The organism is Candidatus Obscuribacterales bacterium (genome assembly GCA_036703605.1).
In the GTDB taxonomy this organism is placed as follows: Bacteria; Cyanobacteriota; Cyanobacteriia; order RECH01; family RECH01; genus RECH01.
Genome location: DATNRH010000955.1, coordinates 17,162 through 31,597 on the forward strand (window position 1 = coordinate 17,162; position 14,436 = coordinate 31,597).

12 protein-coding genes are annotated in these 14,436 nt (G+C 53.6%); 6 read left to right on the forward strand and 6 right to left on the reverse strand.

The genetic code is table 11. From position 1 onward, the window contains the following. Window positions 1-21: 21 nt before the first annotated feature. Complete coding sequence (locus V6D20_19580; GenBank protein HEY9817985.1) at window positions 22-561, reverse strand: TIGR02652 family protein; 540 nt, start codon at window positions 559-561, stop codon at window positions 22-24. Window positions 562-836: 275 nt separating this feature from the next. Between V6D20_19580 and V6D20_19585 the strand changes: the two genes are divergently transcribed. Further along, window positions 837-1,379: a gamma carbonic anhydrase family protein gene (locus V6D20_19585; protein ID HEY9817986.1), complete on the forward strand. Its 543-nt coding sequence runs from the start codon at window positions 837-839 to the stop codon at window positions 1,377-1,379. A gap of 172 nt (window positions 1,380-1,551) precedes the next feature. Here the strand turns inward: V6D20_19585 and V6D20_19590 are convergent, their stop codons facing one another. Then, complete coding sequence (locus tag V6D20_19590) at window positions 1,552-2,484, reverse strand: retropepsin-like aspartic protease (GenBank protein HEY9817987.1); 933 nt, start codon at window positions 2,482-2,484, stop codon at window positions 1,552-1,554. Between the two features lie 143 nt (window positions 2,485-2,627). On the opposite strand from V6D20_19590, the gene carA reads away from it, so the two are divergent. Next, window positions 2,628-3,782, forward strand: a complete 1,155-nt coding sequence (gene carA / locus V6D20_19595) for a glutamine-hydrolyzing carbamoyl-phosphate synthase small subunit (protein ID HEY9817988.1) — start codon at window positions 2,628-2,630, stop codon at window positions 3,780-3,782. On the opposite strand, the gene V6D20_19600 is transcribed toward carA, so the two are convergent. Next, entirely contained in the window at window positions 3,779-4,291 is a 513-nt protein-coding gene (locus V6D20_19600) for an RNA methyltransferase (GenBank protein HEY9817989.1), read from the reverse strand. The genes carA and V6D20_19600 overlap by 4 nt on opposite strands. Window positions 4,292-4,437: 146 nt before the next feature. On the opposite strand from V6D20_19600, the gene V6D20_19605 reads away from it, so the two are divergent. Continuing rightward, window positions 4,438-5,145 carry a hypothetical protein gene (locus V6D20_19605; protein ID HEY9817990.1) on the forward strand — a complete coding sequence of 236 codons (708 nt, stop codon included), beginning with the start codon at window positions 4,438-4,440 and terminating at the stop codon, window positions 5,143-5,145. Between the two features lie 419 nt (window positions 5,146-5,564). After that, complete coding sequence (locus V6D20_19610) at window positions 5,565-5,987, forward strand: hypothetical protein (GenBank protein HEY9817991.1); 423 nt, start codon at window positions 5,565-5,567, stop codon at window positions 5,985-5,987. 496 nt (window positions 5,988-6,483) lie between these two features. Here V6D20_19610 and V6D20_19615 read toward each other — a convergent pair whose 3' ends face one another. Beyond that, entirely contained in the window at window positions 6,484-7,425 is a 942-nt protein-coding gene (locus V6D20_19615) for a threonine/serine dehydratase (GenBank protein HEY9817992.1), read from the reverse strand. A 148-nt stretch (window positions 7,426-7,573) separates the two neighbouring features. On the opposite strand from V6D20_19615, the gene V6D20_19620 reads away from it, so the two are divergent. Continuing rightward, on the forward strand, window positions 7,574-9,010 hold the full coding sequence (locus tag V6D20_19620) for an FAD-binding domain-containing protein (GenBank protein HEY9817993.1): 1,437 nt from the start codon (window positions 7,574-7,576) through the stop codon (window positions 9,008-9,010). Between the two features lie 353 nt (window positions 9,011-9,363). After that, on the forward strand, window positions 9,364-11,244 hold the full coding sequence (locus V6D20_19625; GenBank protein ID HEY9817994.1) for an ABC transporter ATP-binding protein: 1,881 nt from the start codon (window positions 9,364-9,366) through the stop codon (window positions 11,242-11,244). Here V6D20_19625 and V6D20_19630 read toward each other — a convergent pair. After that, window positions 11,233-12,624 (reverse strand): diguanylate cyclase, encoded by a 1,392-nt coding sequence (locus V6D20_19630; protein ID HEY9817995.1) that lies wholly within the window; start codon window positions 12,622-12,624, stop codon window positions 11,233-11,235. The genes V6D20_19625 and V6D20_19630 overlap by 12 nt on opposite strands. Continuing rightward, the coding region (locus tag V6D20_19635) for an ATP-binding protein (GenBank protein HEY9817996.1) at window positions 12,611-14,436 on the reverse strand (1,826 nt) is incomplete at its 5' end. The genes V6D20_19630 and V6D20_19635, both read right to left, overlap by 14 nt.

Here is a 14,436-nt window from a genome sequence, read left to right on the forward strand (position 1 = left end):
TGAGGTCGAGGCGGATGTTAACTATTCAAACAAGCGAAAATAGGGATAGAGCACCGGCGCGCCAGGCTCTTTCTCTAGGGAAAAATTGATCACATCCCAGCAGGGATCGTCCTGGGGGTCGGGGCTAAATTCTACCGGCAGCCCATAGAGACGCGGCGCTGTGGATTCTCCCTGGCCTCGCCATGGAGCATTGCGCTCTAGATAGCTACTCACCAGCTCTTGATAGCGCTTGGCAATAATGACGCGGGTGGCGCGATAGCCTTGGGTATAGAGGCGATCGAGGGCTTCATGAATTTCAAAGCGAATGCCGTCAGGATGGGTATGCTGCCGATACCAGTCGTCATCCCAGCGTCGCCAATGCCGTCCTGATTGCAGATGCACTAATTCCTCTGTTTTGGGATCCGCCTCAAAAGCTCCATGACGCGGACAGAGGTAGGTGTCGGTCAAGGTGAGGGCGGGAATCGTCTGCCGACAGTGGGGGCATTGGATTTCCGGGCCAAAAATTGGATATTGTAAAGCTGGATTCATCATGAAGTCGTTGCCAGCATAGTCTCCATTCACCAAGGCTATCCTTAGACGTGTTGAGGGCAGAGCTACAACAGAATGTCGTTTACAAGCAGCGGGGTTAAATGACGCACAGAGGGCTGAGGGATGGACGTTGGGATCTACTGAGATTGACCCGGATGATCTACCCGGACGAGGGGTGCGATCGCTATCAGTGCGATCGCCATCGGTATGAATGAATCCCTTAACTATGGGTTCATGCCCTCAGCAAATCCGATGGATCAGCCTACGTCATGGGTATTTGTTGATAACCTTAGCAGAAATCATCGTCTATGAGCAGTGAGTTTTCCCTATCTTCCCCATTCCCCTTCGGACGATCGCCTGATATGTCTGCCGCGGCCTTTGTGGCTGGTAATGCCACGGTCATCGGTCGGGTAGCGATCGCCACCGGGGTGAGTATTTGGTATGGCGCGGTGGTGCGGGGGGATGTGGAAGACATTCGCCTCGGCAGCTACAGCAATGTGCAGGATGGCGCGGTGCTGCATGGCGATCCGGGGCAGCCTACGGTGCTGGAGGACTACGTCACCATTGGCCACCGGGCAGTAGTGCATAGCGCCTACATTGAAACCGGCTGTCTGATTGGTATTGGGGCGATTGTCCTCGACGGCGTGCGGGTGGGCGCAGGCAGCATCATCGGCGCGGGCTGTGTGGTCACCAAAGATGTGCCGCCGCGATCGCTGATGGTGGGCGTTCCTGCCAAGCAACTGCGGCAGGTGTCGGAGGATGAGGCCAAGGATCTGATCGACCATGCCAAGCGCTATTACACCCTGGCTCTGGCCCATGCCGGTCGGGGCAGTGATTTAGGATTTTGCTAGTCAGCTCAGCGAGAGCCTACGGGCATAACAGGATAAGCTGCGAACAACCCTATCGGACTCTTGAACGTAGGGTGTGTTCGCGAAGCGTAACGCACTGCAACCCTCAGCCATGAAGCGTTATGCTGTCGCCCACGCCTCCTGCAATCATGGGGCTTGTCAACTCACTGGGGGATTAGCGTTCGCGAAATTCCACGTAATCTTGCCCAAGTACAACGTCATAGTCGCCGAAGAAGTCGTGTCCTAGCAGACCTAGATCGAGTTCTGGCGTTGAGACGGCCACCAAGACATTGTTGGCGATTGCCCCCCCGGCTTCCATGGAGTTCACATAGCCCAGCCCAAAGGACACATTGCGGGCGCTGGCGGTTGAGACGGTGGTTTCACCCACTCGCACCACGCCGAGAGCATTGGCCATGGCTGGCGTAATCACCGTGCCGCTGGCCCCCGTATCCACAATCATCGGAAAAGACTGCCGACCGTTGAACGTGACATTCACCACCGGCGTACCGCCTGCTCGGCTGACAATGGGAGCGCGGAAAACGCTAGAACTAACGGGAGCGGGCGATGGCTGCGTTGCCGTTCCTAGGCTACTTGTAGAAGGTGCAGCTTGGGGCGTGACCACGACGACTCCATCCGAACTGGCGGCAACGGGGCGGTTAGCCTGCTGCTCGGCATAGCTGAGATTTTGCTGATACTCGGTAATCTTGGTCTGGGCTTGGGAATAGTTGGCGCTGGATTGGGGCACGGCTTGCAGGAGGGCGATCGCCTGCTGCCAACGGTTAATCGCTAATCGCCAATCATCTTGAGACTGAGCCCGCTGAGTGATGTTGACGGCACTTGTGGCCCGCTCAATCGCTTCCTGGAAATAGTTGGGCGGGGCGGGCTCTGGCACCGGCTCGGTCTCTGCTTCCGTTGCGATCGGTTCCGTTTCCACTACAGCATCCACCGGTGGTGCTGGTGCGGTTTCGGTGGACGCAGGCCGACAGGATAAACTCCCAATCAGTAATCCTCCTAGCAAGAGAGGAAGTCCGGGTTTGAGGTGCTGCATCATGAGGTGCAAGGCTCCAATCGGTGAAGGTCTAACGCGATCGAGATCAGGCGGGTGCAAGCTGGATAGCCTACCGAGGGTGGCAAAACTTTGTCAACGAATGCTGAAGGGCGGGGCAGCTCTTTGGGGTCTTTTAACTTAATATGCCCCAATCCAAGCGTAAGATGAATGAGGCAAATTTAAAGATGTGCTGAGAGGACGTTATGGTGCTTGCCCAAGCTAAACCTGCACTACTAGTGCTATCCGATGGAACGGTTTACCATGGTTGGTCGTTTGGCGCGACAGGCACCACCATCGGCGAGGTGGTGTTTAACACCGGTATGACTGGCTACCAAGAGGTGTTGACCGATCCCAGCTACTGTGGACAGATTGTTACATTCACCTACCCAGAACTGGGCAATACGGGGGTCAATCCCGAGGATGATGAATCTAGCCATCCCCAAGTGGCAGGGGCGATCGCTCGCAACATTTGCCATCGGCCCAGCAACTGGCGATCCACCCAGTCTCTTCCAGCCTACCTTGATCAGCACCACATTCCCGGCATTTTTGGCATTGATACTCGGGCGCTCACCCGCAAGATCCGTTCCTCTGGCTCCATGAACGGGGCGATCTCCACCGAAATTCTGGATCCGGGTGAGCTGTTGCTCAAGGTGCAGGCAGCTCCCAGTATGGCCGGGTTGAACCTTGTGAAACAGGTCACGACCTCCGACACCTATGAATGGTCGGAACCTACGGATACCACCTGGGAATTTAACCTCGATACCGCACCAGCCAGCCAGCCCGAATTCACCGTCGTCGCCATAGATTTTGGCATCAAGCGCAATATTCTGCGCCGCTTGACTCGCTACGGCTGTCGGGTGATTGTGGTGCCGGCTCATACCCCCGCCGCCGAGATTTTGGCCCATAACCCCGACGGCATTTTCCTGTCCAACGGCCCTGGCGATCCCTCGGCGGTTACCGACGGCATCGAGACTATGAAGACGTTGCTCTCGGCCCAAAAGCCGGTGTTTGGCATTTGCATGGGGCACCAAATCCTCGGTCTATCCCTGGGGGCGGAAACCTTTAAGCTGAAGTTTGGCCACCGAGGCCTGAACCAACCTGCGGGGCTATCTCAGCAGGTGGAAATTACCAGCCAGAACCACGGTTTTGCCATCACCGCCGATTCCTTAGATGATGCGCAGGTGGAAATCACCCACCTCAACCTCAACGATCGCACCGTGGCCGGGATTCGCCATAAAACCCTGCCCCTGTTCTCCGTGCAGTATCACCCGGAAGCTAGCCCCGGCCCCCACGATGCCGACTATCTGTTTGAACAGTTTGTGACCACCATGCGCCAACAGCGATCGCTGGCCAGCTAACCCGGCGCACCCCACTGCCGGACATATTCATAGATGGCGATCGCCGCCGCTGTTTGTACATTCAGCGATTCCACCAAACCAAACTGGGGAATGGTGACCGTTTGGCTACAGCAGCGGCGCACATGCTGGGGAATTCCCGTCAGCTCTTTCCCCAGCACCAAAATAGACCGCTGGGGATAGCTAAAGTCGGGTAGCGGTTGGGCCTGGGCATCTAGGTCGAGGGCGATCGCAGTGTAGCCTTGCTGAGCCTGGTGTCGTAGCCAATCCGGCAGGTGTTCGACGGGACAGTCTTGTAGGGGTTGCCATTGGTGGCTTGAGGCAGCCAGACCCCGAAACGCTGAGGTATGGGCGATCGCGCCATTGTTGACGATGAGAGACTGCAGGCGAAAGGCCTCCACCGTCCGGCACAGTGCTCCTAGATTAGCGGGATGGCCCACCAACGAAGCACACACCATCAAGGGATGACGAGGGGCTGTGGGATAGGTATGACGACTGAGACGCTCGATCATAACGTAAGCAGCACAACTCTTGTTGGAGGATGACATCTCCGGGATTCGGATGATCGGAATGGAAGCAATACATGAAACCAATACTTAGGAACGCATGTCATCTATGCTTGCGTCCACCATGTTCATTTACTGTAAACCCAACACCGATGGTCAATTACCACGTTCGAATTTCAGTCCTTGCCCTAGCGACGTTTGTAGCTTTACCTGCTGGTTTTCTACCCAGTAAACTATCTGCCCAAACTCCATCGACTCCAACTACTGTTGCCCAGCAATCCACACCCTTGGCGGCCCCCTCGCGCGATAGCTACGCACCTGGGGAAGCGATCGCCATTGATTATTCTGGACTGCCGGGCAACCGTCAAGATTGGATTACCCTTGTTGATGCCAATGCCCCGGATGATACCTACGGTGACTGGTTCTACACCGATGGTCAGCGCAGTGGTCGTTATACCTTCGATGGTTTAGAGGCTGGCACCTACGAAGTACGAGTGTATTTTAACTGGCCCGATGATGGCTATCAAGTCCGCAGTCGCTATCAGTTTACCGTTGGTGGAGGCACAGCTAGTCAACCGAGCCAAGGCTACACGCAAGCTTCTGCTAGTCGCTACCGAGCTAATGAACCGATCACCATCCAATATTCAGGATTACCTGGAAATAATCAGGATTGGATTACCTTAGTTCCGTCCAGTGCGCCGGATGACACCTATGGCGACTGGTTTTATACCAGCGGACAGCGCAGCGGTAGCTATACGTTCAATGGGGTAGAGGCAGGAACCTATGAAGTACGGGTGTATTTTAACTGGCCTGATGGCGGCTACATCGTTCAGGGACGCGATCGCATTGTTGTAGAATAACTTACTTACGTAAGGCGTCTGTGACCTGGTCAGAATGGTAAGGTGGGCACTACTGCCCACCACTCAACTTTTAAAATTCTTCCAGCCTCAACAAGTAAATATCTTAAAGCTCAGAATGGTGGGCAATGCCCTGCTGCCAAGGACTTATTCTGCTTTCTCATATTCCAAAATATGTAAAGTGTCGTTCCAAAAGTTAGAGTTGCATTATCAATAGTCTGACGGGCTGCATGTTCTACAAACTTTTGTCTGCTGTCTTGACAGCGAAACCGAGCCTTGCCGTAGTGAGTGTGAACGTATTTAATGATGTGGATCGATTGGTACCTAGGGCAATTTATAGGTAGATAGCTTAGAATGCAAACGTGTCTTCTTGAGTCAGCCTACCATTACGTTACAAGACTACCTATTTATAAACCTCAGCAATGACTCAGCCCACCTCTTCCAAAAACACCGAAATTAAACAACTAGTAGTGTTTGGTTGTTTCTGGGCATTTTTGACCGGATCTTTCTTTTGTTTACCCGGCTTGTCACCTGTTGTTGGCTTGGTCAGTATAGTCATTGCTTTTGGATATTCTGGGGCTATTTGTTGGTTGGGACGACCTACTATATGGTTCGCCAGTGGGTTGACAACAGCCATAACCATTGCTTATGTTTTGGTGAACACAGACTTTTCCGTGATTAACCATGCTGTTTTGATGACAATTATTCTGAATTTTGTTGTTTTCGGTCTATTAAGTATTTGCCTAAGAAAAACAATGTCGGTATGGAGATCTTGGTTTATCACTGCTGGAGCTTTTGGGGGATCACTTGGATTAGGTTGGTTATGTGGTCTTATTCTTTCGTAATAGCTTGTCTTAAATAAACAGGTCTATATCTGATCTGGCAAGGTTTTACAGCAAATACGTAAGCTACACTAATGAGCTGTTTTGATAATTGACTTCATGCTGCTGAACGTGATCGTTGCCTGTCTTCCTTGACTTCGAGGCTGCTGTTAGGGAGAGGGTGTTTGTGGTTGGCAGAGATTGCGTTGATCCAGGTTGAGCAAGTGGGGGCGATCGCTTGCCTATCGTTTGGGGTGATGAAGGAAACTCAAACGCTCCAGCATAGGCATTTGTCGCTAACCAATTCCCACAGCATCTCACTTAGAGAAAACAGCCGTTCACTATCTATCAGACGTGCTAGTAGCGATTGTCACGAGTGTTTAGGGTTTCGATAATTGTGCTTCTCCCCTAGACGTTCCAGGCAATCGCTACAAAGGGTTGACTCTCCTTTCCTACATCCCACAAGTGAAAAGTGTAGTCCTGTGCGTCGAGAAACCAGGCTGCAATTATGGTAGAGCAGCTAATAGATGCCGTCGGTGCCAGCTCCACATACTAAGGCACAAACGCGATCGCCCTTGGAGATGGGAACCCTCTGTTGCAAAATCGCTGCCATGGCCGCTGCGCCACTGAGTTCTGCTGCAATACCACATTCAAACCATAGCCAATGGGCGGCCTCGCGCATCTCTTCATCAGTAACGAGCACAATCTCTTCCACATTTTGCTGCACTAAGGATAAATTAAGCCTGGTGCTTTGGCAGGGTGCAAGGGTGTTGGCTATGGTTGTAATTTTAGGTAAGGTAATCACTTGGTTGGCTTTCACACTTTCGTAAAGCGTTGGCGCGCCTGTAGGCTCTACGCCAATGATGCGAATGGCTGGATTGATTAACTTAGCTGCTGACGCCACACCACTGACTAATCCACCACCCCCGATCGCCACAATGATCATATCAAGCTGGGGGGCTTGTACGGCCAATTCCAACGCTAAGGTACCCTGACCCGAAATCACCATCGGATCGGCAAAGGGATGAATATAGGCCATGCCTGTTTGCTCAGCCATATCTAGCGCGGCATGGTTGGCATCGTCCCACACCTCTCCGTGGCGAATGACCTCAGCACCCCAGCGCTGGAGTTTGATCGACTTGCTTTCGGGAACATTGGCGGGCAGGAAAATTTTGGCGGGTACGTGGGCTGTCCATGCTGCATAGGCCACTGCTAGACCATGGTTCCCTCCGGAAGCCGTGATCACTCCTCGCTCCAGATCGTCTGGAACCAGGCTCAGTAACTTATTTAAGGCTCCCCGCGCCTTGAAGGCTCCGGTCACCTGCAGGTTTTCTAACTTCAGCAGCAGGTGAGCATCCATGCAGGGCGACTGTTGCAATCCCACCAGTTCAAGAACAGGCGTCTGCCGAATATAGGGGGCTATGCGGGCTTGAGCAGACTGAAAATCGGACAGGGTGACCATACGACCATCTCAAACAAAACAATGGAGATATTCTAGGTTGTTCCCGTCCCGGGAATCTGATCACGGTGTAATTCTCTGTCCATGCGATCGCCCTTGGCCAAGCTTCGTAATAATAGTAGGCGACTGGTAGTCGATAACAGGCAGGATTATGACAGAGTTGGGTTTATTTTGGCATCGCCGCGATCTCCGTCTCAGCGATAATGTGGGACTGGCAACCCTGGCGCAGCGTAGTCCGCGCTTGGTGGGAGTGTTCTGCCTCGATCCGGCGTTGCTCGATCCCCAGGAGGTGGCGGCGGCGCGGGTGGTCTATCTCCTGGGCAGTTTGGCAGATCTACAGCAGCGCTATGCCCAAGCGGGGAGTCAGTTGCTGATTGTTCAAGGACAGCCGGCCCAGGTGCTGCCCCGTCTGGCCCAAGCGTTGGGTGCTACCCAGATGGCGTGGAATCTGGATGTGGAACCCTATGCCCAGGAGCGCGATCGCCAGGTCACGGAAGCTCTCCAGCAGGCAGGCATCACGGTGCAAACCACCTGGGATCACCTGCTCCATGAGCCGGGAGCCGTGAAAACGGGCAGCGGCACCCCCTATACGGTCTACACGCCCTTTTGGCGCAACTGGCGATCGCAAGCCAAGCTACCCCCTGCTCCTACGCCAGAACAGCTAGGAGGCTTGACCGATGCAGAACAGGCGATCGCCCATGACCACACCATCGCCCTACCCTCAGCCAACGACTTGGGATTCACCTGGGATGCTGAGCTGCTGCTGGCCCCCGGGGAACAGGCCGCCCACGAGCGCCTCTATGACTTTTGTGACCGCGAGCAGGCGATCGCCACCTATAACGACCAGCGCAACATTCCCTTTTTGCCCGGCACCTCTCGCCTGAGTGCAGCGCTGAAATTTGGTACCCTGGGCATCCGCACCCTCTGGGTCGCCGCCGATGCCGCCTACCAACGCAGCCGCAGTGACGAAACTCGCACCCATGTGGAAACCTGGCAGCAGGAAATTGCCTGGCGAGAGTTCTACCACCATGCCCTTTATTTCTTCCCTGAACTGGCTGATGGCCCCTACCGCGCTCCGTTTAAGGACTTTCCTTGGGATAATCACCCCGACCAGTTCCAAGCTTGGTGTGAGGGGCGTACCGGCTATCCCATTGTCGATGCCGCCATGCGCCAGCTCAACGAAACCGGCTGGATGCATAACCGCTGTCGCATGATTGTCGCGAGTTTTCTCACCAAGGATCTGATCATCAACTGGCAGTGGGGCGAACGCTACTTTATGCAGCGCTTGGTGGACGGCGATTTGGCGTCTAACAACGGCGGCTGGCAATGGAGCGCCTCCAGCGGTATGGATCCTAAGCCTTTGCGGATCTTCAATCCGGCCAGCCAGGCCAAGAAGTTTGATCCTGAGGCAGACTACATTCGCCAGTGGTTGCCAGAGTTGCGCAGTGTAGACACCCAGGCCTTGGTGACCGGCGATATCCCCTTTTGGGAACGCGATCGCTGCAGCTATCCTGCCCCCATTGTCGATCACAAGGTGCAGCAAAACCGCTTCAAATCTCTTTACAAAGCTCAGAAAGCCAACGATTAATCCCAAGTTGCCATGGAGTTCACCTAGCTGGGGGTATCGGGTTAGCCCAACAGATTGGCAAGCTAGGAGAAGCGATCGCTCCGTGGGTCACTCTATGGGTCACAACGCAGGTCAGGACGTGGTTTGCTCCATGGGTCACTCCGTAGATCCCCGTGCGGATGACTTAGTCCATGCAGCCATACAAGGCTCTCCTTTTTGTGCTACAACTATGCTACAAATGTAGTATGCTGCCTTGGTGCAGTATGAGGGGGCGTCCCATTTCTGTAACCCTCACCCTAAATCCCTCTCCCAGAGCGGGGGAGGGACTTTGAATCTTGCTCCCCTTCTACCTTTTTGGGAGCAGGAGCTGGGGGATGAGGGTAAATTTGCAAAACTGGAATGCACTCCAGCATGACCGTTGGCTAAACCAGGAACAGGGTATGGCAAACTTTCGCGACATTCTACGTTATTTCAAAGACTATCGAGCGATCGCCATCTACAGCATTGCGATCACCAGTCTTTTTGAAGTTATTGACCTTGTAGTGCCCTATATCGTTGGGCAGGTGATTAACATTCTGTCAGGACAACCCATTGATGCCATTCTGAACAGGATGGTGCAAGCTCTGGCGACGCTGTTCCAAGCCACGCCGGGGCAAGGGTTTACCCTGGGGAGTTTATTGGTCATGGTGTTTTTGGTGACGGTGGTGCGATCGCCCATCCAGCCGTGGGTGGGTCTTTGGTTTCACTGGGACATTCCCCTGCGGGCTCGCCGCGACCAAACCCAGCGCACCATTCAGAAAATCCTTACCTTGCCCCTAGAGTTCTATGACGAACATAACCCTGGCCGCATTGCCGGCCGCTTGGCACGGGGGTTAAGTAATCACACCTGGGGTTACCCAGAAGTGGCGGGTCAGTTTATTCCCAAGCTGGTGCGGGTGATGGCGATCATTATCTTTATTGCCCTGCTCGACTGGCCCATTGCCTTGCTGATTTTGGCATCGTTTGTGGCGCTGCTCACGTACCTTTTCCTGCAGCTACGGCGGTTAATTCGGCGAGAAGAAGCCCTCGATCGCTATATGGAAAGCACGGAGAGCCGTACTTCTGAGATCATCACCAATATCAAAACGGTGAAAGCCTTTGCCACGGAACAGGATGAGCTGCAGCGCCAAACCCAGCGGCTCAACCGTGAGTTGAAGGTGGTGATCCATCGCATTCACAAGGGCTATGTGGTGCTCTATACCCAACAGCGCTTAGTGGTGCAGGCGAGTACCTTTGCGGTGTTTGGGCTCACCCTCTGGGCTACCCTAAACGGGCGCATGTCCATTGGGCATTTCATCACCACCTACACCGTGGCCAGTATGGCCTACGCGGAGTTGGAGCCTTTGAGTATGCTGGCGGAGGTGTTTGCCCGCCGCTATGCCTCGCTGATGCGGTTCCATGAGTTTATGAAACTGCCCAGTGGGAGTGATGCCGCCAGCTTAGACCATGGGGCTGGCATTCGTCAGTATCAGTTCACAGGTAAGGTTGATCTTTCCCATGTCACCTTTGGCTATGAGCGCGATCGCCCTGTTCTGAATGACATTAACCTGTTGATTGAACCCTACCAAACGGTGGCCCTCGTGGGGCGATCGGGATCGGGTAAGTCTACCTTGGTGAAGCTGCTATTCCGCTACTTCGAGCCCCAAAGCGGCCGGATTTTGATGGATGGGCAAGATATTCGCCAGTTGGATGTATCAGGCTATCGCAAGCGATTAGCCATTGTTCACCAAGAGGTCGATGTGTTCAACGGCACGCTGTTGGATAACCTTACCTATGGCAACGGCAAGGCCAGCTTTCAGCAGGTGGAAGAAGCCTGTCGCATTGCGCGGGTGGATGAATTTATCCATCTGTTGCCCGATGGCTATTTCACCATCGTGGGGGAACGGGGTGTGCGGCTTTCTGGCGGACAGCGGCAGCGCTTGGGGATTGCGCGGGCGTTGCTGATGGATCCGGATGTGCTGGTGTTTGATGAAGCTACGTCCAGTCTCGACTATGAGTCGGAGCGTTCCATTCAGCTCGCCATGCGCAGTATCCTAGGCACCCGCACCACGCTGATCATCGCCCACCGCTTAAGTACGGTGCGGGAAGCTGACAAAATCGTCGTGCTCGACCAAGGGCAGATTGTAGAAGTGGGCAGCCACGATGAACTCTTGCAGCGGGGCGGTCTCTACCATCGTCTGCATACGCTACAGGAAACCGGGGAATTACTGGCTTAGGCAGTTGGGTGAACTGATCACAGAGCGATCGCGTCCTTCTTGCTTGGCGAGATAAAGGGCGCGATCGGCTTGTCTGAGCAAGTCGCTGGCATCACCGTCTACGTGAGGAATGGCGCAGGCGATCCCTAAACTGACGGTGATCACGGTACTCACCTGGGAGCGATCGTGGGGGATGGCTAGCGATCGCACCATCTGTTGAATCTGATTGGCAACCCATTGTCCGCCGCTCACATCGGTATTGGGTAAGATAACGGCAAACTCTTCGCCACCGTAGCGAGCCAGCAGATCGGCGGGGCGCTTCATGATTGTCTGCACGGCTTGGGCAATGCGAATCAGGCAATCATCTCCGCACTGATGGCCATAGTAGTCATTGTAGGGTTTGAAATAATCAACATCGAACAGAATTAAGGTCAGCGGTTGCTGCTCTCGGGCTAGCCGTAGCCATTCGTGCTGCATTTGTTGATCAAAGCGGCGGCGGTTGGCTACTTGGGTCAAGCCATCCAAATAGGCGAGGGCATCTAGGGTTCTATTTGCCTCTTCCAGCGCTAGCTCAATGGTTTTCCGGGTGGTGATGTCTCGCACAGTCACGGCGAAGCCATCCCCCAGCTTCACGGCCACAAAATGATACCAAGCATCGATCGGCTCCCGTTGGTAGTAAAAATCTTGTTCGAGGGGTGTTCCTGTTTCCACCACCTGTACAAATTCGTCAAACAGGGTATCGCTGACCTTCTGGAGAAACTGCCGTATGCACGACTTGCCGATCAAATCTTCTTGGCGGCGGTTGAGAATCTGGCTCAGAACAGGATTCAGGGTCAAACATTGAAAATCGTAGATGACACTGGTGGATGGATCCCGCACGGCTTGCAGGGCGGCAATGCCATCCAGCGAACTGTTGAGGATACTCGATAGCAGAGCCCGTGACTGATATAAAATTTCTTCTGTCTCCGCTCGCTTACGAATTTCTTGCTGGAGTTGGAGTTGCTGACGGCGGATGGTGAGCTGGTTTTCTAAACGGGCGATGACTTCACCGAGCTGAAAAGGCTTGGTAATATAGTCCACTCCACCGACGTCAAAAGCTCGCACTTTATCAATGACTTCATCCAAGGCGCTGATGAAAATAATCGGAATGTCTTGGGTGCGGACATTGGCCTGCAGGGCTTCACAAACCTCATAGCCATTCATATCTGGCATACGGATATCCAGCAAAATCACATCTGGAGGTTTGGCCTGGGCGGTCTTGAGCGCCATTCGTCCTGTGGAGACGCTGCGTACCTGATAGCCACGTTCGGATAATAAATCGGTTAAAAGGCGCAGGTTCTCGGGAATGTCATCCACGATCAGCACAGAGCCTTGATTAGGATTATAGTTAGGAGTGTTCATCCTGGATTTGAGACTCTAAAAACAACAGGATGGCTTCAAACTGAAATTGATTGACCATCGTAGCTAGGGGTTGGGCGATCGCGTCTTGCTCCGCTGGTAGCTGTTCAATCAGGGCGATCGCTGTATGGACATCTGCTTCTAAGACGGCTTGATAGAAGGTTTCTAACCAATCTCGTGGCAGTTCTGCGAGGCGATCGCTCCAGGTTTGATCCAAGGGTAATGATGAACCCGCTGCTGGAACTGGCCCTTCAGCATAGCGGTACTGAACGCCTAGATGGTGGGCGATCGCCTCAAAGATCATGGTTTCTTTAAATGGCTTGCGGAGAAAATCATCGCAACCTGCGGAAAGAATCACGGCCTGCTCTTCTTCTAACACACTAGCGGTGAGGGCAATAATCACTGTGGAGCCACCTTTTGGGGTGGCTTTGATGATGCGGGTTGCCTCGTAGCCATCCATGACCGGCATCCGTACATCCATCCAAATTAAGTGGGGCTGCCAGTCTTGCCAACAGGCGATCGCCTCCTGACCATTGCTTGCCTCACGCACGTCAAAGCCAATGGGCTGGAGCAGTTTTATCAACAGTTGCCGATTAGCATCCTTGTCGTCTACTACTAACAGGCGATAAGTAGGCTGTCCTTCTACTAAACCTATCACCTGCGATGGCTGCACTGCATCAGGAATAACCGCAGTTTGGGCCGGGGTCACCGGAATAGAAAACTGTATAGTTGTCCCCACATTGGGCTGGCTTTCGACCTGGATATCGCCGCCCATCAAGCGCACAAACTTACGGCTAATGTGCAAACCTAAACCGGTGCCTTCCTGCAGGGTAAGACCGCTCTGAGTTTGGCTAAAGGCACGGAACAGATTGGGTATCTCTTCCTCGGCAATGCCTACCCCCGTGTCGGTGATGGTAAAGGTGAAGGTATAGCCATCGCCCTCATGGCCCTGTTCACGAACTAGGTCATCTTGAACCGCTACCGTCAGGCATACGGAACCCTGCTGGGTAAACTTGATGGCATTGCTCAGGAGGTTAATCAACACCTGCTGCAGTTTCACGTCATCAACATGGATGTAGCGTGGTAAGGAATCGGTATACTGAACAATCAGTTCCAGCCCCTTATGCTCAGCCCGAAGATAGAGCATATCTTCTAGGTCATTGAGTAAGCGATGCAGATCGACATCTCGGGGCGTTAAGATGACCTTATTCGCTTCAATTTTGGAGAGATCCAAAATATTGTTAATCAAGGTTAGCAAGTAATCGCCACTGCGGTAGATAATGCCAGCATGCTCAAGCTGTGCCGTGGGCATCTGACTGGCACGCATCATTAACTGGGAAAAGCCAATGATCGCATTGAGGGGCGATCGCAGTTCATGACTCATGTTGGCAATAAAGGCACTTTTGGCCCGGTTAGCGCTTTCTGCCCGTTCTTTTTCGAGTTCCAGTTTCTGGTTACTGTCTTCTAAATCTGCCGTGCGTTCTGCTACGCGCTGCTCTAGGGTGGCGATCGCTTCCTGCAGCCGTTGGGCCATCTGGTTAAAGGAGGTGCCCAATTGCTCTAGCTCGTCGATCCCACTTACCTCCACGGTTTGGTCAAGCTGCCCACTGGTGATGGCTTTGGAGGCGCGGTTCAGCTTAAGAATCGGTTGGGCAATGTATCGACTGGTGAGCAAACCTACTGTAATGGCAATGGTCAGGGCTACGAGGCTCAAGGCCGCCGTCTGCCAAGTGCTGGCGTAGATTTGATCCATGAAGTCTCGCTCAGGAATCACCACCACTACCAGCCAATCTAGACCACGCTCATCGCGAAAGG

What these genes read in the sequence shown, in the direction of transcription:
- V6D20_19585 (HEY9817986.1), top strand. Translation starts at nt 837, where the DNA reads ATGAGCAGTGAGTTTTCCCTATCTTCCCCATTCCCCTTCGGACGATCG.
- carA (HEY9817988.1), top strand. Translation starts at nt 2,628, where the DNA reads ATGGTGCTTGCCCAAGCTAAACCTGCACTACTAGTGCTATCCGATGGA.
- V6D20_19615 (HEY9817992.1), bottom strand. Translation starts at nt 7,425, where the DNA reads ATGGTCACCCTGTCCGATTTTCAGTCTGCTCAAGCCCGCATAGCCCCC.
- V6D20_19625 (HEY9817994.1), top strand. Translation starts at nt 9,364, where the DNA reads ATGAGGGTAAATTTGCAAAACTGGAATGCACTCCAGCATGACCGTTGG.
- V6D20_19620 (HEY9817993.1), top strand. Translation starts at nt 7,574, where the DNA reads ATGACAGAGTTGGGTTTATTTTGGCATCGCCGCGATCTCCGTCTCAGC.
- V6D20_19610 (HEY9817991.1), top strand. Translation starts at nt 5,565, where the DNA reads ATGACTCAGCCCACCTCTTCCAAAAACACCGAAATTAAACAACTAGTA.
- V6D20_19600 (HEY9817989.1), bottom strand. Translation starts at nt 4,291, where the DNA reads ATGATCGAGCGTCTCAGTCGTCATACCTATCCCACAGCCCCTCGTCAT.
- V6D20_19630 (HEY9817995.1), bottom strand. Translation starts at nt 12,624, where the DNA reads ATGAACACTCCTAACTATAATCCTAATCAAGGCTCTGTGCTGATCGTG.
- V6D20_19605 (HEY9817990.1), top strand. Translation starts at nt 4,438, where the DNA reads ATGGTCAATTACCACGTTCGAATTTCAGTCCTTGCCCTAGCGACGTTT.